The organism is Streptomyces sp. NPDC088387, from assembly GCF_044753385.1.
Classification (GTDB): Bacteria; Actinomycetota; Actinomycetes; order Streptomycetales; family Streptomycetaceae; genus Streptomyces.
In genome coordinates, this window is record NZ_JBIVNC010000004.1 from 302,779 (window position 1) to 327,468 (window position 24,690).

General features: G+C 72.3%; 21 protein-coding genes. 8 read left to right on the top strand and 13 right to left on the bottom strand.

Features of this window, described 5'->3' with window-relative positions:
- Positions 1 to 115 precede the first annotated feature (115 nt).
- Both ACIQAC_RS12840 and ACIQAC_RS12845 read right to left on the bottom strand, forming a co-directional pair.
- The gene (locus ACIQAC_RS12840) at positions 116 to 2,449 is read right to left on the bottom strand and encodes an ATP-binding protein (RefSeq protein ID WP_402189856.1); all 2,334 of its coding nucleotides are present in this window, start codon (positions 2,447 to 2,449) and stop codon (positions 116 to 118) included.
- A gap of 42 nt (positions 2,450 to 2,491) precedes the next feature.
- Positions 2,492 to 3,931, bottom strand: coding sequence for a PLP-dependent aminotransferase family protein (locus tag ACIQAC_RS12845; protein WP_402189858.1), 1,440 nt, complete (start codon positions 3,929 to 3,931; stop codon positions 2,492 to 2,494).
- 46 nt (positions 3,932 to 3,977) lie between these two features.
- Here ACIQAC_RS12845 and ACIQAC_RS12850 point away from each other — a divergent pair, with 46 nt between their 5' ends.
- From ACIQAC_RS12850 to ACIQAC_RS12860, 3 genes are read left to right on the top strand one after another with little or no spacing between them, the layout of a single operon-like run.
- Complete coding sequence (locus ACIQAC_RS12850) at positions 3,978 to 4,475, top strand: carboxymuconolactone decarboxylase family protein (RefSeq protein ID WP_402189860.1); 498 nt, start codon at positions 3,978 to 3,980, stop codon at positions 4,473 to 4,475.
- The gene (locus tag ACIQAC_RS12855; protein WP_402189862.1) at positions 4,472 to 4,918 is read left to right on the top strand and encodes a carboxymuconolactone decarboxylase family protein; all 447 of its coding nucleotides are present in this window, start codon (positions 4,472 to 4,474) and stop codon (positions 4,916 to 4,918) included. The genes ACIQAC_RS12850 and ACIQAC_RS12855 overlap by 4 nt, the downstream gene beginning before the upstream one ends.
- Positions 4,912 to 5,631 carry an isocitrate lyase/phosphoenolpyruvate mutase family protein gene (locus ACIQAC_RS12860; RefSeq protein ID WP_402189864.1) on the top strand — a complete coding sequence of 240 codons (720 nt, stop codon included), beginning with the start codon at positions 4,912 to 4,914 and terminating at the stop codon, positions 5,629 to 5,631. Before ACIQAC_RS12855 ends, ACIQAC_RS12860 begins: the two co-directional genes overlap by 7 nt.
- Before the next feature lie 12 nt (positions 5,632 to 5,643).
- On the opposite strand, the gene ACIQAC_RS12865 is transcribed toward ACIQAC_RS12860, so the two are convergent.
- The 5 genes from ACIQAC_RS12865 to ACIQAC_RS12885 form a co-directional block, all read right to left on the bottom strand.
- On the bottom strand, positions 5,644 to 7,179 hold the full coding sequence (locus ACIQAC_RS12865; RefSeq protein WP_402189867.1) for a GMC family oxidoreductase: 1,536 nt from the start codon (positions 7,177 to 7,179) through the stop codon (positions 5,644 to 5,646).
- Positions 7,180 to 7,247: 68 nt separating this feature from the next.
- Positions 7,248 to 8,765 carry an aldehyde dehydrogenase family protein gene (locus ACIQAC_RS12870; RefSeq protein WP_402189870.1) on the bottom strand — a complete coding sequence of 506 codons (1,518 nt, stop codon included), beginning with the start codon at positions 8,763 to 8,765 and terminating at the stop codon, positions 7,248 to 7,250.
- Between the two features lie 276 nt (positions 8,766 to 9,041).
- The gene (locus ACIQAC_RS12875) at positions 9,042 to 9,941 is read right to left on the bottom strand and encodes a hypothetical protein (RefSeq protein ID WP_402189871.1); all 900 of its coding nucleotides are present in this window, start codon (positions 9,939 to 9,941) and stop codon (positions 9,042 to 9,044) included.
- Between the two features lie 16 nt (positions 9,942 to 9,957).
- Positions 9,958 to 10,320 (bottom strand): hypothetical protein, encoded by a 363-nt coding sequence (locus ACIQAC_RS12880; protein WP_402189874.1) that lies wholly within the window; start codon positions 10,318 to 10,320, stop codon positions 9,958 to 9,960.
- Positions 10,310 to 12,106 carry a hypothetical protein gene (locus tag ACIQAC_RS12885; RefSeq protein ID WP_402189875.1) on the bottom strand — a complete coding sequence of 599 codons (1,797 nt, stop codon included), beginning with the start codon at positions 12,104 to 12,106 and terminating at the stop codon, positions 10,310 to 10,312. The genes ACIQAC_RS12880 and ACIQAC_RS12885 overlap by 11 nt, the downstream gene beginning before the upstream one ends.
- Before the next feature lie 243 nt (positions 12,107 to 12,349).
- On the opposite strand from ACIQAC_RS12885, the gene ACIQAC_RS12890 reads away from it, so the two are divergent.
- The gene (locus ACIQAC_RS12890) at positions 12,350 to 13,279 is read left to right on the top strand and encodes a GNAT family N-acetyltransferase (protein WP_402189877.1); all 930 of its coding nucleotides are present in this window, start codon (positions 12,350 to 12,352) and stop codon (positions 13,277 to 13,279) included.
- A 143-nt stretch (positions 13,280 to 13,422) separates the two neighbouring features.
- Here the strand turns inward: ACIQAC_RS12890 and ACIQAC_RS12895 are convergent, their stop codons facing one another.
- The 4 genes from ACIQAC_RS12895 to ACIQAC_RS12910 form a co-directional block, all read right to left on the bottom strand.
- Complete coding sequence (locus tag ACIQAC_RS12895; RefSeq protein ID WP_402189879.1) at positions 13,423 to 14,412, bottom strand: malate dehydrogenase; 990 nt, start codon at positions 14,410 to 14,412, stop codon at positions 13,423 to 13,425.
- Between the two features lie 436 nt (positions 14,413 to 14,848).
- Positions 14,849 to 16,162, bottom strand: a complete 1,314-nt coding sequence (locus tag ACIQAC_RS12900) for a DUF2690 domain-containing protein (RefSeq protein WP_402189882.1) — start codon at positions 16,160 to 16,162, stop codon at positions 14,849 to 14,851.
- A 379-nt stretch (positions 16,163 to 16,541) separates the two neighbouring features.
- Positions 16,542 to 16,979, bottom strand: coding sequence for a DUF3017 domain-containing protein (locus tag ACIQAC_RS12905; RefSeq protein ID WP_402190698.1), 438 nt, complete (start codon positions 16,977 to 16,979; stop codon positions 16,542 to 16,544).
- Between the two features lie 97 nt (positions 16,980 to 17,076).
- A complete protein-coding gene (locus ACIQAC_RS12910) occupies positions 17,077 to 17,931 on the bottom strand; it encodes a bifunctional methylenetetrahydrofolate dehydrogenase/methenyltetrahydrofolate cyclohydrolase (RefSeq protein WP_402189885.1) in 855 nt (284 codons plus the stop codon).
- Between the two features lie 279 nt (positions 17,932 to 18,210).
- Between ACIQAC_RS12910 and ACIQAC_RS12915 the strand changes: the two genes are divergently transcribed.
- The 4 genes from ACIQAC_RS12915 to ACIQAC_RS12930 all read left to right on the top strand — a co-directional run bounded on the left by ACIQAC_RS12915 (position 18,211) and on the right by ACIQAC_RS12930 (position 22,077).
- Positions 18,211 to 18,780 (top strand): hypothetical protein, encoded by a 570-nt coding sequence (locus tag ACIQAC_RS12915; protein ID WP_402189887.1) that lies wholly within the window; start codon positions 18,211 to 18,213, stop codon positions 18,778 to 18,780.
- Positions 18,781 to 18,928: 148 nt separating this feature from the next.
- Complete coding sequence (locus ACIQAC_RS12920) at positions 18,929 to 19,675, top strand: FHA domain-containing protein (RefSeq protein WP_402189890.1); 747 nt, start codon at positions 18,929 to 18,931, stop codon at positions 19,673 to 19,675.
- Complete coding sequence (locus ACIQAC_RS12925) at positions 19,672 to 21,255, top strand: serine/threonine protein kinase (protein ID WP_402189892.1); 1,584 nt, start codon at positions 19,672 to 19,674, stop codon at positions 21,253 to 21,255. The genes ACIQAC_RS12920 and ACIQAC_RS12925 overlap by 4 nt, the downstream gene beginning before the upstream one ends.
- Positions 21,256 to 21,471: 216 nt before the next feature.
- On the top strand, positions 21,472 to 22,077 hold the full coding sequence (locus tag ACIQAC_RS12930) for an ALF repeat-containing protein (protein ID WP_402189895.1): 606 nt from the start codon (positions 21,472 to 21,474) through the stop codon (positions 22,075 to 22,077).
- Between the two features lie 114 nt (positions 22,078 to 22,191).
- Here the strand turns inward: ACIQAC_RS12930 and purH are convergent, their stop codons facing one another.
- Complete coding sequence (gene purH, locus ACIQAC_RS12935; protein ID WP_402189898.1) at positions 22,192 to 23,757, bottom strand: bifunctional phosphoribosylaminoimidazolecarboxamide formyltransferase/IMP cyclohydrolase; 1,566 nt, start codon at positions 23,755 to 23,757, stop codon at positions 22,192 to 22,194.
- Positions 23,754 to 24,392 (bottom strand): phosphoribosylglycinamide formyltransferase, encoded by a 639-nt coding sequence (gene purN / locus ACIQAC_RS12940; protein ID WP_402189900.1) that lies wholly within the window; start codon positions 24,390 to 24,392, stop codon positions 23,754 to 23,756. Before purN ends, purH begins: the two co-directional genes overlap by 4 nt.
- Positions 24,393 to 24,690: the final 298 nt, after the last annotated feature.

Consider the following 24,690-nt stretch of genomic DNA (forward strand, 5'->3'; position numbering starts at 1 on the left):
ACAACAAGCTTGTGACCAGTTCCGTGGTGGGCAGGGTACTCGCGTGACCATGGGACGCACCCGCCCCTTTCACGGTTCCGGACACGCGGGTCGGCGGCCCGGTGACCAGGTGCGGTCAGGTCTGGGCGGCGAGCTCGCGGCAGCGGGTGTGCGCCTCGGCGTCGCCGATCTCCTCGAACACCGCGGCCGCGCGGGTGTAGGTGCGGCGGGCCTCGTCGGTCCGCCCCTCCCCGGCCAGCAGGGCGGCGAGCGACTCCAGCGCCTGGGCGTGCCGGAAGTTGGAGTTGAACCCCTCCATCAGCGCGATCGCCTCGGTGAGCGCGGTGATGGCCTCGGTGCGGCGCCCGAGCAGCTTCAGGCAGTTGCCGTAGTAGGCCAGGATGTGGGGCCGGGCGAGCACGGCGATGCTCGCCGTCATCCCGGACTTCTCGTCGCTGACCAGGTCGAGCACTTCGCGGTAGTGCTTGAGGGCTTCCTCGTAGTGCCCGTCGTCGCAGAGGCAGTGCGCGACGTTGGTGACGCAGGAGGTGTAGGAGTCCATGTCGCCCAGGGGCCTGAACAGTTCGGCGGCGCGGGCGGCGGACACGGCGGCCTCGTCGAGCCGTCCCAGCTTGCGCTGCGCGATGCCGGCGCTCTGGTGCGCCCAGGCGATCTGCGCGGTGGCTCCGCTGCGGGTGGCGAGGTCCAGTGCCTCGGCCGCGTGGCGCAGGGCGGTCTGCGGGTCGTTCAGCGGGATCGCGTACACCCAGGACAGGTAGTTGAGCTGGGTGGCGTGCTGGGTGAGGTCGCCGAGGGCGGCGGCGGCCTCGGCGCCGAGGGTGAAGACCTCCTGCCAGTGCGGGGCGTGGATCCAGCGGTCGGAGAACCAGTGCATCGACTCGGCGCAGTCGAGGACCGCGGCGTGTCTGCCGTGGGCGGCGGCGAGGCGGAGTGCGCCGAGCCAGTTGTGCACGTTCACGCGCAGCCACCGGTCGGCCTCCTCCAGGGAGGACAGCCCGGTGAAGTCGGCGTCCGGGCCTTCGGGGCGGCCGTAGGCGGGCTCGAACCAGCGGCCCGCGGTGGTCGCCATCCGCAGCAGCCACGACGTGGTCCGCTCGGTGAGCGCGTCGCGGTCGGGGGCGGACTCCTCCTGCTGGAGGCGGTGCTGGGCGAAGAGCCGCACGAGGTCGTGGAAGCGGTAGCGGCCGGTGGTGCCGTCCTGGAGCAGGCCGAGGTCGACGAGTTCGTCGAGCGCGTCCCAGGCGTCCTCGATGGCGGTGCCGCCCGCGACGGCCGCGAGGGCCGCGTCGAAGTCCGGGCCCGGCAGCGGGGCGAGGCGCCGGAACACCTGCTGGGCGGACTCCCCCAGTTGCTCGTACGACACCTCGAAGGCATTGGCGATCTTGAGGTCGCCGGCCTTGAGCTGGTCCAGGCGACGGCCCTCGTCCGAAAGACGGGCCGCCAGATCCGCCGCACCCCACCCCGGCCGGCTCACCAACCGGTTGCCGATGATCCGCAGCGCCAGCGGCAACCCACCACTCAGCCGCACGAGTTCCGCCAGCGCCGACTCCCCGTCCGCCGCCGAACGCTCCCCCACGATCCCCGACAACAGCTCGGTGGCTTCGCGCAGTTGCAGCGGGCCGAGGACGAGTCGGCGTACGCCCTCCAGGCCCGCGAGGAGCCGCCTGCTGGTGACCAGCGCGCGGCCCTGGCCGCCGCCCGGCAGCAGCGGACGTACCTGCTCCTCGGACGCCGCGTTGTCCAGGACGACCAGGATCCGCTTGTCCCGCAGCAGTGACCGGTACAGGGAGGAGCGGCCCGCGGTGTCGGCCGGTATGTGCTGGTCGGCCACGCCCAGCGCGCCGAGCAGGATACCCAGGGCGTCGTCGGCAGGCAGTGGCCGCTGGGACATGCCGAACAGGTCGAGGAAGAACACCCCGTCGGGAAAACTCGACCGCAGAGCGTGCGCCGAGCGCACGGCGAACGTGGTCTTGCCCAGCCCCGCGGAACCGGTGATCAGCCCCACCACGGCCACACCCGGCGAGTGCTCGGTGTGTACGAGGTCGTCGATCCAGCCGAGTTCGGCGGCCCGGCCGGTGAAGTCCCCCACCTCGCCGGGCAGTTCGCACAGCGCGCTCGGCCGGGTCCAGTGGTCCCGCAGGCGGCCGTCCCGGGCCAGTTCGACGAGCCGTCGGCGTTCCTCGTCCGTCAGCGTAAGGGCGTCCGCGACGGCGGTGACGGTCCGGTGCTGCGGCCCCCTGCTCCGGCCGCGCTCCATGTCCGACAGCGTCCGCGCGCTCACCGCAGACGCCTCGGCAAGCTGTTCCAAGGTCATCCGCGCCGCTTGGCGGTGTCGGCGCAGCAGTTCCGCGAGGCTCGGAGTCTCGGTGATGGGGGCACCCCTTCCCGGTACAACAAGCTGTTCGACCACTTGTGGTGGGCAGCGTACTCGCGCGAACACGGAACGCACCCGCGCCTTTCACCGTTCGAGACACCCCGGAAGAGGCCCACGTCAGGGCATGGCCCGGCACAGTGCGTCCAGGGTTCCGGCCCAGGCGGAGTCCGGCGGGGTGGCGTAGCCGACGACGAGGGCGTCGGTGGGGTGGGGCGGGGCCGCGGGGTGGCGGAAGCGGGACAGACCGTGCACCGACAGGCCCTGCCAGGCGGCGGCGCGGATCACGGACTCCTCGGTGCCGGGCGGGAGTTGGAGCACGGCGTGCAGGCCGGCGGCGATGCCGGTGACGGTGACGTCGGGGGCGCGTTCGGCGAGCGCGGCAACGAGGGCGTCGCGGCGGCGCCGGTAGCGCAGCCGGGCGCCGCGGACATGGCGGTCGTAGGCGCCGGAGACGATGAACTCGGCGAGGGTGAGCTGTTCGACGACACCGGTGGAGCCGGCGCCGCCCGCCTCCGTGACCTCGGTCACCAGGCCGGGCGGCAGGACCAGCCAGCCGAGGCGCAGGCCGGGGGCGAGGGACTTGCTGGCGGTGCCGAGGTAGACGACGTGGTCGGGGCCGAGGTCCTGGAGGGCGCCGACGGGCTGGCGGTCGTAGCGGAACTCGCCGTCGTAGTCGTCCTCCAGGACCAGGCCGCCGGTGCGGCGGGCCCAGTCGACGGCGGCGGCCCGGCGTTCGGGGCGCAGCGCGAGGCCGAACGGGAACTGGTGGGCGGAGGTCGTCAACACCGCGCCCGGGGTGGGCAGTTCGTCGACGGGAACGACGGTGCCGAGGTCGTCGTAGGGCATCGGACGGGTGGTGAGGCCGGCCCGCTCGACGATGTTCCAGTGCAGGTCGAGGCCGTAGGACTCGACGGCGAGGGAGCGCAGCCCGCGGCGGCGCAGTATGTCCGCGAGCATGGCCAGGCCGTGTGCGAAGCCGGAGCAGACGACGATCCGCTCGGGGTCGGTGCGCACCCCGCGGGCGCGGGCGAGGTAGTCGGCGAGGGCGTGGCGCAGTTCGGGCCGGCCGCGGAGGTCGCCGTAGCCGAGGGCGTCGTTCGGGGCGGCGGTCAGGGCGCGGCGGGTGGCCTTGAGCCATTCGGCGCGCGGGAAGGAGCCGAGGTCGGGGGTGCCGGGCTCCAGGTTGTAGGCGGGTCGGCCGGGGGTGCGCGGCCGGGTGGCGGGGCGCGCCGGGGGTGTGGGTGCGGGGTGGTCGGCGACGCGGGTGCCGGAGCCCTGGCGTGCGGTGAGCCAGCCCTCGGCGACCAGGTCGGCGTAGGCGTCGGCGACGGTGTTGCGGGCGATGCCGAGATCGGCGGCGAGGGTGCGGGAGGAGGGCAGCCGGGTGCCGGAGGAGAGCCTTCCGGTACGGACGGCTTCGCGCAGGGCGTCGGTGAGCCCCCGGCGCAGTCCGCCGCCGGACGGCGCCACGTGCAGGTCGATCCCCAGGGCGGACGCCCCGGCCCCGGGGGCGTGCCTCTCTCTCGGCTCTTCGGAAGTGGCCCACTGACTCTCCATAAAAATGGACCATACCTCCGGGCTGCCTCGCTCGTAGGGTCGGAGCATGACCACTGATGAGAATGTCCAGTACGCCGCGGAGGTCGCCCCCCGCCTGAAGATGGCCGAGCTCGCGCCCGAGGTCTACAAGGCGATGATCCGGCTCGACACCGCGGCCAGGAAGGGGCTCGACCCGAAGGTGTACGAGCTGGTGAAGATCCGCGCCTCGCAGGTCAACCACTGCGCCTTCTGCATCGACATGCACACCAAGGACGCCCTCGCGGCCGGTGAGAGCGTCGAGCGGATCGTCCAGCTCAACGCGTGGGAGGAGTCGCGGCACTTCTACACCGAGAAGGAGCTGGCCGCGCTGGAGCTGACCGAGGCGATCACGGTCCTCACCGACGGATTTGTGCCGGACGAGGTGTACGACAGGGCCGCCAAGCTGTTCGAGGAGGCCGAGCTGGCCCAGCTGATCGCCGCGATCACGGTGATCAACGCGTGGAACCGGTTCGGTGTGAGCACCCGGATGACCCCGGGCCACTACCGGCCCGCGCAGGCCAAGTGACGGCCCGGAGCACCGCGCTGGACGCCGGGGTCCGCTCCGCGATGCAGGCGCTGAGCGCCGCCGCGAAGCGGGGTCTGGGCGATCCGGCGCTCGCCGAGCTGGTCCAGATCCGGGCGTCGCGCCTGAACCACTGCGCGTTCTGCCTGGACATGCATCTCGCGGTCGCCCGCAAGGAGGGCGTGAGCGAGCGGCAGCTGGATCTCCTCGACGCGTGGCAGGAGGCGGAGGACGACTTCGACGACCGGGAGCGGGCGGCGCTGGCGCTGACCGAGGCGATCACGGTCCTCACCGGGGGGTTTGTGCCGGACGCGGTCTACGAGGCGGCGGCCCGCCACTTCGACGAGGCCCGCCTGGCCCATCTCATCGCCCTGATCACCGTGATCAACAGCTGGAACCGGCTGATGGTGAGCCGGCGGATCCCGGCGGGGAGCAGCCAGTGGTGAGCGCGGGCGCCTTCCGCGCCCTGCACCACAACCGCCCGCCCGGTGATCCGCTGGTCCTCCCCGGCCCCTGGGACGCGGCGAGCGCCCGCGCCCTCGCGGACGCCGGCTTCCCGGCGCTGGCGACCCCGAGCGCCGCGGTGGCCGCCGCGCTGGGATACGAGGACGGGGCGACCCCGGCCGACGAGATGTTCGCGGCCGTCGCGCGGATCACCCGGGCCGTGGACGTGCCCGTCTCCGCGGACATCGAGGACGGCTACGGGCTTGCGCCGAAGGAGCTGGTCGAGCGGCTGCTGGAGGCCGGTGCCGTGGGCTGCAACCTGGAGGACTCCCGGGGCGGTGTCCTCACCGACCCGCACGAGCACGCCGACCGGCTCGCCGGGGTACGGGCCGCGGCGGGCGACGCGCTGTTCGTCAACGCCCGCGTCGACACCTTCCTGCGTGGGGTGAGCGACCCGGCGCGGGCCGTCGAACGGGCCGCGCTGTACGTCGCCGCGGGCGCCGACTGCGTGTATCCGCTCGGCGCCCCGGCGGACGTACTGCCGCTGCTGCGGTCCGGGATCGAGGGGCCGCTGAACATGGCCGCCCGGCTGGACGGCGAGGGTCCGACGGCCGCCGCGCTCGGGGCCCTGGGCGCCACCCGGATCACCTTCGGACCGGAGTTCCAGCGCCGGGCCCTGCGCGGCCTCGGGGAGGCGGCCTCGGAACTGTCCTAGACCGGACACGGCCTAGCCGGCGTCGCCGCCGAGCAGGTCGACCGCGCGTTCCCCGACCATGAGCACGCCGATCATCGGGTTCACGGAGGGCATGGTCGGGAACACGGACGCGTCGGCGATCCGGATGCCCTCCAGGCCCCGGATCCGCAACTCCGGGTCCACCACAGCGAGTTGGTCGTCCGGCGCGCCCATCCGGCAGGTGCCCGCCGGGTGGTACACGGTGTGCGCGACCTTGCGGGCGTACTCGCTCAGCTCCTCGTCCTCCGTGATCTCCGGGCCGGGGCACACCTCGCGCTTGAGCCAGCGGGCCAGCGGTTCGGTGCGGGCGATCTCGCGGGCGATACGGATGCCGTCGACGAGGGTGCGGCCGTCGTAGTCGTCCTCGTCGGTGAAGTAGCGGAAGTCCAGGGCGGGCTTCACCGACGGGTCGGGGCTGGTCAGGTAGAGCCGGCCGCGGCTCTTCGGCTTGGGGATGTTCGGGGTCATCGAGACGCCGAACTCCGGGCGCTCGTAGCCCAGTCGCTCCGGATTGTCCGTGAACGGGATCTGGTAGAAGTGGAACATCAGGTCGGGGCCCGCGTGTCCGGGATCGCGGCGGACGAACAGGCCCGCGTCGGAGTCCATCGCGGAGTTCTCCGGGATGGGTCCGTCCGTCTCCCACACGATCACCGACTCGGGGTGGTCGAGCAGGTTCTCGCCGACGCCCGGCAGATTGTGCACGACCGGGATGCCGAGCGTCTCCAGCTCACCGCGGGGTCCGATGCCGGAGTGCAGCAGCAGCCGCGGCGAGTCGACCGCGCCGGCGCACAGCACGACCTCCTCGCGGGCCCGTACGAGGAACTCCTCGCCGTCCTTCGTGCGGACCCGGACGCCCTCGGCGCGGGTGCCGTCCAGCTCCAGCCGGTACGCCCAGGTCTCCAGCAGGATCGTGAGGTTGGGGCGTTCGTCCATCACCGGGTGCAGATACGCCACCGAGGCGCTGGAGCGCTTGTTGTTCTCGGGGTGGTAGGCGAGGTCGAAGAAGCCGGCGCCCTCGGCGAACGGCTTCTTGTTGAAGCCCTCGACGCGCGGCACACCGAGCGCGGCCGTGGCCGCGTCGACGAAGTCGCGGGCGATGGCGTTCCGGTCCTTCTCGTCGACGGCGACGATGTTGTTGAGCAGCCGGGCGTAGTACGCCTCCATGGGCACCGCGCCCCAGCCGCTCGCGCCGGCCGCCTCCCACTCGTCCCAGTCGGACGGCAGCGGCTTGAACGCGATCAGCGTGTTGTGGCTGGAGCAGCCGCCGAGGACGCGGGCGCGGCTGTGCCGGATGTGGGAGTTGCCGCGCGGCTGCTCGGTGGTCGGGTAGTCGTAGTCCAGCTCGCCGCCGAGCAGGCCCATCCAGCGGCGCAGGGTCAGTACGTCGTCCCGGCCGACGTCACTGGGGCCGCCCTCGATGACGGCGACCGTGACGTCGGGGTTCTCGGTGAGGCGGGAGGCGATGACCGAGCCGGCCGTGCCGCCGCCGATCACGACGTAGTCGTAGACGTGGGGGGTGTTCTCGGACATGGGGGTGCTCCTGTGCGGTCCGGGGAGAGAGAACAGGGGGAGAGAACAGAGGGAGAGGTCAGGGGGTGTCAGCCGGTGAACCAGCGGACGGGCCTGGGCGCGAGGTTCTGGTAGACGTGCTTGCTCTCGCGGTACTCGGCGAGCCCGGTCGGCCCGAGTTCGCGGCCCACACCGCTCTTTCCGAAGCCGCCCCACTCCGCCTGCGGGAGATAGGGGTGGAAGTCGTTGATCCAGACCGTGCCGTGGCGCAGCCGGCCGGCGACCCGGCGGGCGCGGCCCGCGTCAGTGGTCCAGACGGCGCCCGCGAGGCCGTACTCGGTGTCGTTGGCGAGCGCGACCGCCTCGTCCTCGGTGCGGAACGTCTCGACGGTGAGGACCGGGCCGAAGACCTCCTCGCGCACGACCCGCATCTCGCGGTGGCACTGGTCGAGCACGGTCGGCTCGTAGAAGTAGCCGGTGGCGGGGCGGTCCGCGGTGGCTTCGGGGCGCTTGCCGCCGCAGCGCAGCACGGCGCCCTCCGACAGGGCGGAGGCGACGTACGACTCGGTCTTGTCGCGCTGCTGTGCGGAGACGAGAGGGCCGCACTCGACACCGTCGGCGGTGCCGCGGCCGAGCCGGATCTTCTCGGCGCGGCGGGCGACTTCGGCGACGAACCGTTCCCGTACCGTCTCCTCGACGATCAGCCGGGCGCCCGCCGAGCAGACCTGGCCGCTGTGGATGAAGGCCGCGTTGAGGGCCTGGTCGACGGCGGTGTCGAAGTCCTCGTCGGTGGCGCAGGCGTCGGCGAAGACGACGTTGGGGTTCTTGCCGCCGAGTTCGAGGGCGACCTTCTTCACGGTGTCGGCGGCGGCCCTGGCGACCTTGGTGCCGCTGACCAGGCCGCCGGTGAAGGAGACCAGGTCGACGTCGGGGTGCTCGGCGAGCCGGGCGCCGACGGTGTGGCCGGGGCCGGTGACGATGTTCGCGACGCCGGCGGGCAGCCCGGCCTCCGTCAGCAGGTCGATCAGGGCGACGGTCGTCATCGGGGTGATCTCGCTGGGCTTGACCACGAAGGTGTTGCCGGCGGCGAGCGCGGGGGCGATCTTCCAGCTGGCCTGGAGCAGGGGGTAGTTCCAGGGGGTGATCAGCGCGCAGACGCCGACCGGTTCGTGCACGACGACACTGTGGATGTCGGACGAGCCGGCGTCCACGACCCGGCCGGGTGCCTCGGCGGCGACCAGGTCGGCGAAGTAGCGGAAGGCGTCGGCGACACAGTCGATGTCGACGCGGCCCTCCTCGACGGTCTTGCCCGCGTCCCGGCTCTCCAGCAGCCCGAGCCGCTCCCGGTCGCGTCCCAGCAGGCCGGCGACGCGCCGCAGCAGCGCGGCCCGCTCGGCGACCGGGGTGTGCGGCCAGTCGCCGTGGTCGAAGGCGCGGCGGGCGGCCGCGACCGCCAGGTCCGTGTCCTTCTCGTCGCCCTCGGCGACCACGGCGAACGGGGTTCCGTCCGCGGGGTCGAGGATCTCGCGGGTGGCGCCGGAGACGGCGGCCCGCCACTCCCCGTCGACATGAAGGGTCCGGTCCCCCTGCTGGGTACTTTCGGCCATGATCGGTGTCTGCCTTCCGTTCCTGTTCAGCGCCCCTGCGGCGGAAAGGTGCCGCCCCGGGGACCGGGAGCGCCTGCCCCGGACCCCGGTCGCCATGCGCGATTCATGGCCGACAGTGCCCAGCGTCACTGAAAAGGCGGACAAACAGGGTGAAAGGCGCGCTGATGGAAGGGATGACGGTCCGAACCGTCCGTGACCGAAAAGGTCGGGCCGTCCTGGCCGGGGAGGCCGGGCCGTCCGTGGCCGGGGAGGCCGGGCCGTCCGTGACCGAGGGGGTCAGGCGCAGACCGCGCCCGGTGCGCAGAACCAGTCCACGCCCGTGGTCACCAGCTCCACCTCGTCCTCGCGGCCGTCGTCGTCACTGCCGTACGCGGCGATCGCGTACCGGCTGCCGTCCGGTGTGGTGAACCGGGCGTCGACCACGTGCCAGGTCCCCACGTCGGGCTCGCCGCGGATGGAGTCGACCAGGTACTCCAGGCGGGCGCCCGTGACGTCGGCGTCCACGAGCTGATCGAGCGCGAGCTGCTGGAATCCCGGCGCCTTGGGTGTGTCCGGCGACAGGAACAGCGCGAACGACTCGTCCGGGGTGGCCTCGGCGACCTCGAACACCTGGATGCGCTGATCGCCGTACGGACTGCGGAAGTTGACGACGTCCATGCCGTACTCGGACGGAATCGCCTCCCGCGTCCAGCCGTCGGGCACCGCGATCCGGAACCCCTGCGGGTCGGTGAACTCCTGGTAGCCGTACGGCGGTTCGGACACCGACTCGACCGGGTCCGGCGTGGCGTACGGGTCGACCGAGCCCTCGGCCGGCACGTCGGAGTCCAACGTGTCCGGCGACGGCCCGGTAGCGGACACGGACTCGCCGGCCTGCGCACCGCCCTTCCCGTCGGAGTCGCCGTCCTCGCTCTGCACCACGACGAGCGCCACCGTGACGCCGACGACGGCCGCCGCGACGACCACCGCGGCCCAGATGCGGGGCGGCTCCCAGCGGCCGGAGGGCGGCGGGGCCGCCGGGCGGATCCGCCAGGGCTCGTCCACCCACGGGGTACCGGTGCCGTGCGGCGGCAGTTGTTCGGGACGCGGCGGCGGGGGCGGTGTGACCTGGGCCGACCGGTGGCCGCCGTCCTCCCAGCGCTGGGTCTCCTCGTTCCAGAACCGTTCTCCCGGGTTCATCGCACGCTCCTCTCCCTCACAGCAGTCCCGCGACGGCCGTGGCCACCGCTGCCGCCGAGGCCAGCAGGCCGACCAGCGCCTCGGAGTCGGTCAGCAGCTGCCGCAGCCGCTGGAGGCGGGTCGGGCCGACGGCGCCGGTCCGGGCGATCTCGTCCTCGGCACCGGCGAGTTCGGCGTCGAGCTCGGCGGTCCGCTCCCCGGCCCGCACACGGGTCAGGTCGGCCCGCAACTCCCTTACGGCCGCCAGCAGTTCGGCGTTGGCCTGGTCGGTGCGCGGGCCGGTGCCGTGGTGGCTCTCGGCGTGCGCGCGGCTGCCGATGGCGAAGGTGCTGCCGGACACGTCACCGATCCGGACGTGCGGCTCGTCCTCAGTCGTCATGGCCTTCGGTTCCTCTCCTGGCGTGGGGTGTACGGGCGTCGACGGTGGTCGAACCGGGCCCGGAACTCGCGCGGGCGTGGCTGCCCACCGCGAACGTGCTGTCCTCGACGGACTCGATGTGCACTCCGCCGTTGCTGATGTTGACGACCTTCTGCACGAACTCGCCGGTCTGATAGCCGTGTGCGGCGAGCGCGGCCCGCACACCGTGGGCGATCCGGTCCTGGACGCTCTTGAGGTAGCGGTCCACGTCCATCTGCTGGAAGAGCGATCCGCCGGCCGCCGCGCCCAGTTCGCGCACCGACACCGCGGGGCCCTCGGGCAGCGCGCCCGCGTGTCCCCCGGTGAGCAGCTGCCACCCGTGCGCCGCGCCCTGGAACAGCGTCACCACCGAGCGGAACGCCGAGCGCGGCACCTGACCGACGGCCCAGGTGGCCTTGCCGAACGGGCTGTTGTTGCGGAAGCGGTGGGCCGTACGGTCGCCGTCCTTGAAGTCGGCGCGGATCGGCTGGAGGACGTGCGGGGCGATCTCCAGCATCAGCATCCGGCCCTGGGTGTGGACGCGGACGAAGACGGTGACGACCAGCTCCTCCTCCCAGCCGCCGACCCGGACCCGCAGGAAGTGCCGGCGCTTCTCCGCGCCCTCCTCCACCGCGCGCTCCCGGTGCCGGTCGAAGTCCTCCTGGCCGAACGGGGCGTCCTCGCGCCGGGCGAGCCCCTCGGCGGGCAGGAACACACACTCGTCGATCTCCAGCCAGCGCAGCCGGTCGCGCACGGCGTCACCCGCGTACTCGGCCGGCAGCCGCAGCCCTTCGAGCAGCGGCCGGACGGTGTCGAGGACGGTCCGGTTGCTGAGCGGCCTGGCCTTCCTGCTGTCGTCGGAGCGCAGTTCGACGGCGAGCACCCAGGTGTCGTACGCGGCGCCCGCCCCGCAGAACGGATGGGCCTCGTTGTACATGATCAGCGGCTTGTGCTGTTCCAGCCGGATCCGGTCCTTCAGCCGCTGGAACCGGCGCCCCTCGGCGCTCTCCGCCGGGTCGGAGACTGCGTCCGCGAACCGGTCCGGGGCCAGCTCGGCGCCCAGCGCGCGGGCGAACTGGCTGCGCTGGGCGCCGGTGCACAGCGCGACGGCGACGAACAGCACCAGCGCGAGCCACGCCTGGAGCGGATTGATCTCGCCGTCCCCGCCGGCCATCTGGGACAGGGCCGGCAGCAGCCCGCCCAGGACGTCCCAGAAGCTCTCCGAACCGGAGGAGGAGGCGTAGGGATCACTGGCGTACGGGTCGGACGGGGTGGTGTCGTCGGCTCCTCCGCCGAACGCGATCACGAACGTGGCGACCAGGAACACGGCGAACACCAGCCGGCCGAACCAGCGCATCAGAAGGGCCGCGAACCGGCGTGCGAACGGCGGGTGTTCGGCGTCGCCGCGCACCGAGGCGCCCATCGCGAGCAGCAGCCCGGGCAGCAGATATCCGGCGAGCAGCCTGTCCGTCACCAGCAGGCCGACCACCCACAGGCCGACGATGGCCCCGGCCCAGGCCAACTCCAGGCGGCGGGCGCGCAGGGCGTGGGCGAGGACGCGGGCGGCGTCGTAGCCGAGCGAGGGCGGCGCGATGCGCTGCTCGTTGAGATGCAGTTCCTCGATGACCCGGTCCCGGTAGGCGGGGTCCAGATAGGTGCCGCCGCAGAGCAGCCGGGTGGCCTCGCTCGCGTGCGGCGGAGTGGGCGGCGCGGGCGGTTGTCCCGCCGCCGCGGGTTGCGGTTGCGAAGGTACGTACGCGGTACTCACACGTCTCCCCCGAGGTGTGAATTGTCCCCATGTAAAGGGGAGCTGAGGGTGCATCAGCATAGGCCGGTCGCCCGCACGGCGTATGCCAGACGCACATCTCGCACCCCGTCGAGCGCGCATTGGACAGGTGTACGGAACACCTCACGCCCCGGCGCGCGCGAGGGCGCGCATGAGGAGCACCGGCGCACTTACCCGCGCCTCACCGTGGACACCCCACATTCCTTTGACTAAAGTCAAAGAACTATGGAGCGAGAGTCAGAGCCGGTGTCGCAGGCGGACGTGGTGACGTTCCGCCGGTTCAACCGCTACTTCACCCGCCGTATCGGCGCCCTCGACGACCACTACCTGGGCCAGGACCGCCCGCTCGGCGAGGCCCGGCTGCTGTTCGAGATCGGCGACGGGGTCTCCCTGCGGGAGCTGCGCGCCCGGCTGGGCCTGGACGCCGGGTATCTGAGCCGGCTGGCCAAGGCGCTCCAGACGCAGGGCGTGGTCAGGCTGAGCGTGCACCCCGACGACAGCCGGCTGCGCATGATCGAGCTGACGGCGGCCGGACACGTCGAGGTCAAGGAGCAGAACCGGCGGGCCGACGCGCTGGTCACCACCGTGCTCGGCGGTCTCAGCGCGGCCCAGCGCATCCGGCTCACCGAGTCCATGGAGACCACCCGGCGCCTGCTGCGGCTGGCCGCCATCACCGTCACCCCGGTCGATGGCGCCTCCCCGGACGCCAGGGCCGGCCTGGCCGCCTACGCCGCCGACCTCGACGCCCGCTTCCCGGAGGGCTTCGACCCGGCCGACCTGGTCCGCCCCGAGGAGGTCTCCGGCGACGCGGGCACGTTCCTCGTGGCCCACGAGGAGACCCACCTCGTCGGCTGCGGCGGCCTACGCCGCCTGGCCCCCGGCATCGCCGAGATCAAGCACGTCTGGGTCCACGGCAACGCCCGCCGCCTGGGCCTGGCCCGCCGCCTCCTCACCACCCTGGAATCGGAGTCCCTCCGCCGCGGCTGGACCACGGTCCGCCTGGACACCCACGAAGTCCTGACGGAGGCCCAGGAAATGTACAGATCCGCCGGCTACCGGGAAATCCCCGCGTACAGCGAACACGTATATGCGGGCCACTGGTTCGAAAAACACCTACGGGAACCCGCGCAGGGGCGCTCACGGGAACCCACCTAGGGGCGCGGGGAACTGCGCGACCAGCCCCAACGCACCCGCGCCCGCACTCGCACTCGCACTCGCACTCGCACTCGCACTCGCACCAAAACACCACGCCCCCCGGGCCATGGCGGCGACCCGAGGGGCGTGGGTGAAACCCGGTACTAGATAAGCCCGAGGCCACGCACAGCCTCGCGCTCCTCCTCCAGCTCCTTCACCGACGCATCGATCCGAGCCCGCGAGAACTCATTGATCTCCAGCCCCTGAACAATCTCGTACTTGCCGCCCGACACCGTCACGGGGAACGACGAGATCAGCCCCTCCGGCACCCCGTAGGACCCGTCCGACGGAATACCCATGGAGACCCAGTCACCGTCGGCCGTGCCGTTGACCCACGTGTGAACATGGTCGATCGCGGCGTTGGCGGCCGACGCGGCCGAGGACGCGCCCCGGGCCTCGATGATGGCGGCACCGCGCTTGGCGACGGTCGGGATGAACTCCTCCGCCAGCCACTTCTCGTCGTTGACGACCTCGGCCGCGTTCTTGCCGCCGACCGTGGCGTGGAAGATGTCGGGGTACTGGGTCGCGGAGTGGTTGCCCCAGATCGTCAGCCGCTTGATGTCGGCGACGGTCGAACCCGTCTTCTTCGCGAGCTGCGTCAGCGCGCGGTTGTGGTCGAGGCGGGTCATCGCGGTGAAGCGCTCGGCCGGTACGTCCGGGGCGGCGGCCTGGGCGATCAGCGCGTTGGTGTTGGCCGGGTTGCCGACGACCAGGACCCGGACGTCGTCCGCGGCGTTGTCGTTGATGGCCTTGCCCTGCGGCTTGAAGATGCCGCCGTTGGCCTCCAGGAGGTCACCGCGCTCCATGCCCTTGGTACGGGGGCGGGCGCCGACGAGGAGACCGACGTTCGTGCCGTCGAAGGCGACGTTCGGGTCGTCCGTGATGTCGATGCCCTGCAACAGCGGGAACGCGCAGTCGTCCAGCTCCATGGCCGTGCCCTCGGCGGCCTTGAGCGCCGGGGTGATCTCCAGCAGGCGCAGCTTGACCGGCACGTCCGCGCCGAGCAGCTGGCCGGAGGCGATGCGGAAGAGCAGGGCGTAACCGATCTGGCCGGCCGCGCCGGTGACGGTGACGTTCACGGGAGTGCGGGTCATGGCGTTCTCCGTAGGACAGCTGGCGGTGGGGCGTCGCTGCCCCGGGCGGACGATCGATCTCTTGGCGTCAAGAGAGATCCAGCGGTCAGGCTATCGCGCATCCGGCATCCCGGTCGGCCGGGGTCCTGTGGTCGTTCCCACAGATTGCCCCGGCGTGAAAACCCACGGGCCACGCCCACCGGAATCCAAAGTCCACCCGCACCGGAATCCACCGCCCGCCCGCGCAGCGAGCCCACGCAGCGAGCCCGCGCGGAGAAAAGGGCGGCCGCCCGTCCGGGAGAGGGGGGAGACGGGTCGGCCGCCCGGTGGGGGTTCCGTTACCGGAGTCCCGTGGGGGTACCGTCCGCCTGCCCCGGATCGCGACCGGCATTCCTCTCGTCCGCATGATTTCCCGCAACCGCCCGACCCGCTCACTCCAGGGCCCCTGCCCCCCGCACTACTCGGTGGTGCAGCCCTGCTGCCCGGACGCCAGCGTCGCGCACGCCGTCGCCTCCTGGGCGTTCTTCACGGCGACCATCGGCGTGTACGCGATGGTGTCGCCGGCCTCGGTGATGGAACCGTTCTGCTTGTCCTCGGTGCCCGCGCTGACGTCGACCGTGTCGCCCTGTGCCGCGAGCGTGATCCGCCCCCACGCCGCCTTGCAGGTCTCGCTGTAGCGGACCTCCAGCGTGGTGGTGCCGACAACGGCGGCCTTGGCGGTGGTCACCAGATCACCGCTGCACCCCATGGCCTCGGCGTCCTTGCCGGTGCAGCTGTCGCCGCTGCACTTGACGCCGGGCGGCAGTTCGGGGTCGGTGGTGACGGTGGGCGAGGGCTTCGGGTCGGTGCTCTCGTTGTCCTTGTCGCCGCCCTGGGTCAGGAAGAACGCGGCGGCGACCACCACGAGGACGCCGCCGACACCCGCGAGGAACATCGTCGCGCGCCGCTTGCCGCCGCCGGACCCGGAGTCGCGCCGGCCGCCGCGCGGCGGTTCGCCGAAGGTGCCCGACGGTGCGGAGGCACCGGCACCCGTTCCCGTACCGCCCGGACCCGGTGCGCCGACCGGCCGCCAGGCGTCCGAGCCGGACCCTCCCGCAGCCGGTCCGTAGGCACCCGAAGCCGGTCCGTGGCCTCCCGGAGCCGCCCCCCGCGACCCGGGAGCCGGCCTGGACGCCGGTCCGGAACCCCGCCCCGAGTCCGTCCCCGACGGGCGTACACCCGACCGCGACGGACCCTCGTAGCCCGCGATCCCCCACGAGTTGGCGGGCCGGCCGCCGTCCGCGGGGGCGCCGGACGAGCCCTCGCGCTCGGGGGCCGTCGGCTGGAGCGGCACCGAGGGCGCCACCCCGGCCGGACCCGCGACACCCGGCGTCACGGTCGCGCTGCCGCCCTTGCGGGCGCCCTTGTTCCTGGTGCCCGCGGGCGGTGTGCCGAACTCGCTGAGCGCGGCGCGCGCCTGCGAGATCCGGATCGCCTCCATGGTCATGTCGTGGCGCATCTCCGAACGGCTCCAGGCGCGTTCGGCGAGCTCCCACATGGTGGTCAGGTGGACCGGATTGGTGCCGGTGACCTCGGCCAGGGCCACGATCGCGCCCTTCGGCGCGAGCAGCCGCCCGTTGAGATAACGCTCCCAGGACGTCTTGCTGTAGCCGGTGCGGTCGGCGACGGCGGCGACGTTCAGTCCGCTGCGGTCCACGAGTCGGCGCAGCTGGCTGGTGAACTCCCTGATCTGTGGATCGAGTTCATCGGGCAAGGCCTTCCAACGAGGCATTGCTTCCCCCTCTTCCCCCCGGTACGTGCTGGTGTTTCCCCCGCGCGTGGTGCCCTGTGCCGAGCCCTGGACTGGCTACCCACAGGGATGCGCCGCATCAGGATCTCAGTTCCCGGGGTGGGGGCGCACGGGAGCACGGGCTCGCGGGCATGCACCGTCGCACGCCTGCCGACCCACGGTCCAGTGTCGCACCGGTAACGGTCCGGTCGACCCGCCGCCCCCGGGTCGTGGCAGCGCGCGGACACCGTAGCGGAATGGTCACTTCCGTGCCACAGCGGCCGGACAGCCGTTGAACAGGCTGTTCCCCTGCGGCAGCGTGGAGCGCGACGGCGGCCCGTCCTTCCTCGGGGGAGGGGACGGGCCGCCGTCGTGCCGGCCGCTACTCGACCGTGAAGTGCAGGGTGTCCTTCAGGAACGGGATCTCCAGCCACGGGTTGGGCTGCACCATCAGCGACAGCAGCACGATCGACAGGCCCAGCAGACCGTAGGTGGCGATGTCCGTGAAGCGGGACCGGACGGCGAGCATGCCGACGCTGGGCAGCACGAACCGCAGGGCCGCGCCGGCCAGCAGCGCGACGCCGACCAGCAGGGTGCCCCAGCGGAACACGTCCAGGGCGGTCAGCAGCAGCCCGAGGCCGACCGTCCCGAGGACGGCGAGCATCGGCCACTGACGCGCGGGCGCCGGTGCGTCGCCGGGCGCCGCCCGACCGCCGCCCTCGGGCCGCGCGGTGTCCCTGGTGAACAGCGGGAAGCGCCGGGTGACGCGGCGCGGCCGCCCCTCGGCGTCGGGCGCGCTGACCGCGTCGGTGACCTCGATCTCCTCGGGGTCGACCGAGCCGTCGGTACCGTCGGCACCCTCGGCGTCCGCGGCACCCTCGGCGTCCGCGCCGGCCCGCTGCTCTTCCGTCCTGCCGTCAGCCGACACTTCGCTCCGCCGCCTCGACCACGTTGACCAGCAGCTGGGCCCGGGTCATCGGGCCGACCCCGCCGGGGTTCGGGGAGATGAAGCCGGCCACCTCGGCGACGCCCGGGTGGACGTCGCCCACGATCTTGCCCTCGGCGGTGCGCGAGACGCCGACGTCGAGGACGGCGGCGCCCGGCTTGACGTCCTCGGGCCGGACCAGATGGGCCGAACCGGCCGCCGCGACGATGATGTCCGCGCGGCGCAGATGCGAGGCGAGGTCCCGGGTGCCGGTGTGGCACTGCGTCACCGTGGCGTTCTCGGTACGCCGGGTCAGCAGCAGCGGCATCGGGCGGCCGATGGTGACACCGCGGCCGACGACCACGACCTCGGCGCCCTTGATCTCCACCCCGTACTGGCGCAGCAGGGTGAGGATGCCGTTGGGGGTGCAGGGCAGCGGGGCCGGCTCGTTGAGCACCAGACGGCCGAGGTTCATCGGGTGCAGGCCGTCGGCGTCCTTGTCCGGGTCCATCAGTTCCAGGACGCGGTTCTCGTCGATGCCCCGGGGGAGCGGGAGTTGCACGATGTAACCCGTGCACTGCGGGTCGTCGTTCAGTTCGCGGACGGCCGCCTCGATCTCCTCCTGGGTCGCCGTGGCCGGCAGCTCGCGCTGGATGGAGGCGATACCGACCTGGGCGCAGTCGCGGTGCTTGCCCGCGACGTACTTCTGGCTGCCGGGGTCGTCCCCGACCAGGATCGTGCCGAGGCCGGGCGTGACGCCCTTCTCCTTCAGCGCCGCCACGCGGGCGGTCAGATCGGACTTGATCGCGGCTGCGGTGGCCTTGCCATCGAGAATCTGGGCGGTCATGGACCCATCCTCCCGGATGACGGCCCCGCTGTTCCAATCCGGGTGCGTGACGGTCCTCCCATCCGGTTTCCTCCCGTCCGGATTTCCTCTCAAGATCGGCGATGTTGCACTTGCACAACACATCCCGCCCGTGGCTGGACAATCGGCCGATGGCTGAAGAACGATGAGAACACAGTGCCGCGGGCAGTACCGGGGGGACGAACCGCTTCTGTAGAAACCTTTCCTCCGCATCGCGCCGCGCGTCGTCCCCGCACTCGCAACAACGGAGGAAACACCGCCATGAGTTTCGGCGACCAGAACAACCCCTACGGCGCGCCCCAGGGTGGCCAGCCGCAGCAGCCCCAGCAGGGCTACGGCTATCCGCAGCAGCAGCCGCCGAACCAGGCCTACGGCTACCCGCAGGCGCCCCCGGTCGGCCAGTACGGCGGCGGTGCCCCCGCGCCGACCCAGATGCCCGGCACGGTCAGCACCGCCCGGGTGCTGCTCTGGGTGATCGTCGGTCTCCAGGTCATCGGTGTCCTGCTCTTCGCCTTCTCCGCCATCGTCGTGGACCAGGCCAAGGACGACCCGGCCTTCGAGCAGGTCGCCGACTACCCGACCGGCGTGCTGTGGGGCTTCACCGTGCTCGCGCTGGCCTGGCTGGTGTGGGCGGCGTACCTCGCCACCAAGTTCACCTCCGGCGGCAGCAGCGTCCGTGTGCAGCTCCTGGTGTTCGGCATCCTGACCGCGGTGCTCGCCGTCTACCCGTTCACCATCGCCGGCATCATCCACCTGGTGCTCGGCATCCTGATCGCGGTCTTCTCCAGCAACGCGAACGGCAAGGCCTGGTTCAACCGCCCGCGGTACTGAGATCCACCACTGGTTCGCCGGGCGAACCAAGGGCACATTCGCGCCAAACACTTCAAGGGCCGTGTCTCACCCCGCGCAAGGGGGGACACGGCCCTGGTGCGTCGCCCTTACGCTGGCCCCGGTAGCCGTCAGGCACGGGGAGACGCATTTGTACAGCATCATCGTGGTACCTCCGCCGACCACACGGAGGCAGACGGAGGGTGACCAGCTCCGGCTCGCACCGGGCGAGCGCATCACGTTCGGCCGGGCGCCCGGCAACCATGTGGAGATCCCGCACGAGGGTGTCTCCCGCCGGGCCGGCGAGATCACCGCACAGGGCGCGTACTGGATCCTGAGCAACCTCAGCCGCAACCAGACCTACGTCGTGGAGAACCCGGAGGGCGCGGGCGAGCACATCAAGGTCGCCGCGGGGCGCCTGGACGCCCCCGTCCCGTTCGAGTTCTCCCGGATCGTGCTGCCCGCGTCGGGCGATCTGCTGCCGCTGGAGGTGTGGGCACCGCGGCACGACGTCGTCCGCACCGACGACGGCCTGCCCGGCGACACCACCGCGCCCGCCTTCTCGGTGGACCGCGACAAGCGGTACTTCGCGGTGCTCGCCGCACTGTGCGAACCGCGGCTGCGCGGCGCCCCGCACGCCCCGCTGCCCACGACCGAGCAGGTCGTCGAGCGGCTGCGCCCGGTCTGGCCCGCCGCCTCACGCACCTCGGTGCAGTGGAACATCGACTACCTCGCCGTGAAACTGCGGCTGAAGCCGGGCCCGGAGACCGCGGACACCGGTCCGCGGCTCAACGGCAAGAAGGAGTCCCTGGTCTCCCTGGCCCTCCGCTTCGATCTGGTACGGGAGTCCGACCTCGGTGTCCTCGCGGGCACCGCCGCCCCACGGGACGAGCAGTGACCGAGCCCTACGCGGTACCCGTGCCCACCGGCTACCGGGTGGGCGACTGGGAGGTGCGCTCGCCCATCGCCACGGGCGCCTTCGGCAGTGTCTACGAGGCCCGGCGGGTCGGCGACCGCGCCGAACTGCCGCGCACCGCCGCCCTGAAGTTCCTGCCGACCGGCACCAGCACCCCGCGCCAACTGGCCCATCTGCGCGAGCTGGTGGAGCGCGAGGTCGCCCTGCACCGGCGGCTGAGCCACCCCCGGCTCATCCGTATGTTCGAGACGCTGACCGTCGACGACCCCGCGCGCCCCGGCCTCGACGGCGCCACCGTCCTCGTACTGGAGAAGGCCGAGGGCTCGCTGGCCGGGCTGCTCGCCGACTCGCCGCGCCCCGCGTCGGGGCCCGCGCTGCTCGCGCAGATCTGCGAGGGGCTGGTGCAGCTGCACCGGGCGGAGTGGGTGCACGGGGATCTGAAACCGGCCAATGTGCTGTTGATGGCGGACGGTTCGGCCCGCCTCGCGGACTTCAACATGGCCGCCGAGCTGGAGGGCACCCACGCCTACACGCCCGCCTTCTCCACCCCCGACTACACCCCGCCGGAGCTGCTCTGGTCCGAGGTCGGCGAACGCGGCCGCCAGATCCGGCCGTCGGCGGACGTCTGGGCGTTCGGCGTCCTCGCGCACCTGGTCCTCACCGACTCCTACCCGCTGACCGGCGGCACGCCGACCGCCCGCCGGGACGCGGCCCTCGCCTACGCGCGCGGCACCGAGGAGCTGCGGCTGTCGCCCGAACTCCCGGAAACCTGGGTGGACATCGTCCGCCGGTGCCTGGCCGCCACCCATGCCGACCGGATCGCCCTGGAGGACCTGCTGCCCCGCGTGGAGGCGGTGGCCGGCACGGCTTCGGGGCCGAGACCCCGGCTGCGCCCGTTCACCCGGAGACTGCGCCGCTCGCGCCGCCTCCAAGCGCTGACCGCCGGCACGGTGGCCGCCGTGGCGGCCCTCTCCTACGGCATCGGCGCGGGCGTCGGCGGCTGGGGGGACGACGGTCCGGGGATCGGGAGCACCGGGACGGGGTCCGGCAGCAACACCAACGCGAACACCACGGCGTACGGAGCCGACTTCATCCGCACCGACAAGGACGTGCCCGGCGCGTACCGGCTGTTGATCGTGGAGAGCGCGCACGACTGCTCGCAGGATGACGTCACTCCCTCCCTGATCGCCGCGATGCTCAAGGTCGAGAGCGACTTCGACCCCGATCTGTCGGACCCGGAAGCCAACGAGTTCGGCATCGCCCGCTGGACCCCGAGCGTGCTGCGCTGGTGGATGAACGCCGACGGCACTCCGGAGGAGACCGTCCCCGAACCCCCGTTCCCGCCCGCCGAGTCCATCCCGGCCATGGCCCGCTACCTGTGCTGGATCGCGCCCCGCCTGGAGCCCGACCTGAAGGGCGACCGCCGGGTACTGATCGCCGCCGCGTACCGCACGTCGTACGAGAAAGTGAACGACGCGGCCGGTGTTCCCCCGAAGTACCACGACTACGCCGACCGCGTCGCGCACTACCTCAAGGAGTACACGCCGCCCGGCAAGAAGTGACCCTCAGAATTCCGAGGTACCGCACGCGCACACAGGGCGACAGCTTGAGCACAGGTACGCGGGCTCCGGCTCCATCGGGGGTGAGCCGGATCTCGCGCCTGGTCGGCCGGCGCGGGTGCCGGACCTCGGGACCGACGCCGTTGCACGCCCTCGCGCACCGGTGTGATCATGATCGGGTTGCTGAAGTCGTCTCCCGCAAAGGCAGGTTGACCCGAGATGAGATCGACGACCCGTGGTGCCCTGATCGCCGTCGTGGCCCTGACACCGGCTCTGCTGTTCGCCGGTCCGGCCCTGGCGGCGGCCCCGAGCACCGCGCCGGCCACCGTCACGGCCGGGTCGGCCGCCACCGACCCGAAGCCGGTCGAGGAGATGACGGAGGAGGAGCTCCGGTTCGCGGTCGTGCGCATCCTTGCGGACGCCGACCCGGTCCGGGACCGGGGTGTGGTCCGGGAGGCCAACAAGGCCCTCGACGGCACCGTCGACGACCTGCGCGCCTTCCTCACCACCGGGTACGCCGTCGCGCAGGACGAGGACAACAGCGTCCAGATCTTCCGCATCCTCGCCGACAAGGACTCCGGCAAGGCGGTGTACCGGGAGGCCGTCAAGGCCGTCGAGGGCACCCCGGCGGACCGGCGCGCCTTCCTGGAGACCGGCTACCGCGTCGCGCAGGCCGAGGACGACCGCGTCGCCATCGCCCGGATCCTCGCCGACCCGACCATCAGCGACGCCCTGCGCGCGGCGGCCGGTGCCGCCCTGGACGACGGATCGCCGGAGGCGGTGCGGTACTTCCTGGAGGTGGGGCAGTACGAGGTGGACCGGTAGCGGGACCGGGACGCCCGTCACCCGTCACCCACGGACGCCCATGACCCGCACAACGCCCGTCGGCCGGATCGGCCGACGGGCGTTCTGTTCTGCTCGGGGCTGCCTGCTCGGGGCTCAGTGGAAGAAGTGCCGCGTCCCCGTGAAGTACATCGTGACGCCGGCCTTCTTCGCGGCCTCGACGACCTGGTCGTCACGGACCGAACCGCCGGGCTGGACCACGGCCTTCACACCGGCCCCGGTGAGGATCTCCAGGCCGTCCGGGAACGGGAAGAAGGCGTCCGAGGCGGCGTAGGCACCCTGCGCGCGCTCGGCGCCCGCCCGCTCGACGGCCAGCTTCGCGGAGTCGACGCGGTTGACCTGGCCCATACCCACGCCCACCGAGGCACTGTCCTTGGCGAGCAGGATCGCGTTGGACTTGACGGCCCGGCAGGCCTTCCACGCGAACGCGAGCTGCTTCAGCTCGTCCTCGCCCAGCGCCTCGCCGGTCGCCAGCGTCCAGTTGGCCGGGTCGTCGCCGTCGGCCTGGAGACGGTCGGTGACCTGGAGGAGCGCGCCGCCGTCGACGGGCTTGATCTCGACCGCGCCCGTGGGGGCACCGGGCGCCCGCAGCACCCGGATGTTCTTCTTCTTGGCGAGCGCCTCCAGCGCGCCCTCCTCGTAGTCGGGCGCGACGATGACCTCGGTGAAGATCTCGGCGACCTGCTCCGCCAGCTCCCTCGACACCGGACGGTTCACCGCGATCACACCGCCGAACGCCGACAGCGGGTCGCACGCGTGCGCCTTGCGGTGCGCCTCGGCGACATCCGCGCCGACCGCGATCCCGCACGGGTTGGCGTGCTTGATGATCGCGACACAGGGCTCGTCGTGGTCGTACGCGGCACGGCGGGCGGCGTCCGTGTCCGTGTAGTTGTTGTACGACATCTCCTTGCCGTGCAGCTGCTCGGCCTGCGCCAGACCGCCGCCGGCCGGGTCGACGTACAGCGCCGCCGGCTGGTGCGGGTTCTCGCCGTACCGGAGGGTGTTCTTGCGCTCCCAGGTCGCACCGAGGAAGTCGGGGAACCGCGAGTCGTCCACCGGGGCGTACTCGCTCGCGAACCAGCTCGCCACCGCCACGTCGTACGCCGCCGTGTGCTGGAAGGCCTCCGCGGCGAGCCGCTTGCGGGTGGTGAGGTCGAAGCCGCCGTCGCCGACCGCGGCGAGGACGTCCGCGTACCGCTCGGGGCTGGTGACCACCGCGACCGACGGGTGGTTCTTCGCCGCCGCGCGGACCATCGACGGGCCGCCGATGTCGATCTGCTCCACACACTCGTCCGGGGAGGCGCCCGAGGCGACGGTCTCGCGGAAGGGGTAGAGGTTCACGACGACCAGGTCGAAGGGCTCGACGCCCAGCTCGGTGAGCTGCTCGCGGTGGCTCTCCAGGCGCAGGTCGGCGAGGATGCCCGCGTGCACCTTGGGGTGCAGGGTCTTGACCCGGCCGTCCAGGCACTCGGGGAAGCCGGTCAGCTCCTCGACCCTGGTGACGGGGACGCCGGCGCCGGCGATCCGGGCCGCGGTGGAGCCGGTGGAGACGAGCTCGACGCCCGCCTCGTGCAGGCCGCGTGCCAGCTCTTCGAGGCCGGTCTTGTCGTAGACGCTGACCAGCGCCCTGCGGATCGGCCTCTTGTTGCTCTCGGCGGTCACTGGATAACTACCTTTCGTCCCTCAATGCGATAGCCGTTGCGGGCGAGCCGCCCCACGACATCGACGAGCAGCCTTCGCTCGACTTCCTTGATGCGCGCGTGCAGCGCACTCTCGTCGTCCTCGTCCCGGATCTCGACCACGCCCTGAGCGATGATCGGCCCGGTGTCGACGCCGTCGTCGACGAAGTGGACGGTGCAGCCGGTGACCCGGGCGCCGTACGCGAGCGCGTCACGGACGCCGTGGGCGCCGGGAAAACTGGGCAGCAGGGCCGGGTGCGTGTTCACGCACCGCCCCCCGAACCGGGCCAGGAACTCCTTGCCGACGATCTTCATAAAGCCGGCGGAGACCACGAGGTCGGGTTCGAACGCGCCGACCGCCTCCGCGAGCGCCGCGTCCCACTCCTCGCGCGTCCCGTAGTCCTTGACGCGCCGCACGAAGGTCGGCAGACCGGCGCGCTCGGCGCGCGCGAGGCCCTCGACGCCGTCACGGTCGGCGCCGACGGCCACGATCTCGGCGCCGTACGCGGCGACGCCGGTCTCGGCGACGGCGTCGAGCAGCGCCTGAAGATTGGTGCCGGATCCGGAGACCAGCACCACAAGGCGCTTGGCACGCTCGGCCACGGGCTTGGCGGCCACGGTGGGGCCCTTTCTCGGGGGTACCTCGGGGGTACGTCGGGGTACGTCGTCCACGGTCGGCCGGGTACGCCGCCGCATGTACGTTCGTACGAATGCTTCGTGCCTCCGGATACGGGGAAGCCTACGAAGCGGCCGACCGTCAGCAACGATACCGGCACACCGGGCAGCCCCCACGGGACGGGTGCGTGGCCGGAAGGTAGCGTCTGGGGAGAGCCGGATCGGGAACGCGGTTCGGTCACGACGCGTTCAGAAGGTGACGGACCTGAAACCGCGGGTGGTCGTCGGCCACCCGCCACCG

What these genes read in the sequence shown, in the direction of transcription:
- ACIQAC_RS12845 (WP_402189858.1), bottom strand. Translation starts at nt 3,931, where the DNA reads ATGGAGAGTCAGTGGGCCACTTCCGAAGAGCCGAGAGAGAGGCACGCC.
- ACIQAC_RS12850 (WP_402189860.1), top strand. Translation starts at nt 3,978, where the DNA reads ATGACCACTGATGAGAATGTCCAGTACGCCGCGGAGGTCGCCCCCCGC.
- ACIQAC_RS12865 (WP_402189867.1), bottom strand. Translation starts at nt 7,179, where the DNA reads ATGTCCGAGAACACCCCCCACGTCTACGACTACGTCGTGATCGGCGGC.
- ACIQAC_RS12870 (WP_402189870.1), bottom strand. Translation starts at nt 8,765, where the DNA reads ATGGCCGAAAGTACCCAGCAGGGGGACCGGACCCTTCATGTCGACGGG.
- ACIQAC_RS12875 (WP_402189871.1), bottom strand. Translation starts at nt 9,941, where the DNA reads ATGAACCCGGGAGAACGGTTCTGGAACGAGGAGACCCAGCGCTGGGAG.
- ACIQAC_RS12880 (WP_402189874.1), bottom strand. Translation starts at nt 10,320, where the DNA reads ATGACGACTGAGGACGAGCCGCACGTCCGGATCGGTGACGTGTCCGGC.
- ACIQAC_RS12890 (WP_402189877.1), top strand. Translation starts at nt 12,350, where the DNA reads ATGGAGCGAGAGTCAGAGCCGGTGTCGCAGGCGGACGTGGTGACGTTC.
- ACIQAC_RS12895 (WP_402189879.1), bottom strand. Translation starts at nt 14,412, where the DNA reads ATGACCCGCACTCCCGTGAACGTCACCGTCACCGGCGCGGCCGGCCAG.
- ACIQAC_RS12900 (WP_402189882.1), bottom strand. Translation starts at nt 16,162, where the DNA reads ATGCCTCGTTGGAAGGCCTTGCCCGATGAACTCGATCCACAGATCAGG.
- ACIQAC_RS12910 (WP_402189885.1), bottom strand. Translation starts at nt 17,931, where the DNA reads ATGACCGCCCAGATTCTCGATGGCAAGGCCACCGCAGCCGCGATCAAG.
- ACIQAC_RS12915 (WP_402189887.1), top strand. Translation starts at nt 18,211, where the DNA reads ATGAGTTTCGGCGACCAGAACAACCCCTACGGCGCGCCCCAGGGTGGC.
- ACIQAC_RS12930 (WP_402189895.1), top strand. Translation starts at nt 21,472, where the DNA reads ATGAGATCGACGACCCGTGGTGCCCTGATCGCCGTCGTGGCCCTGACA.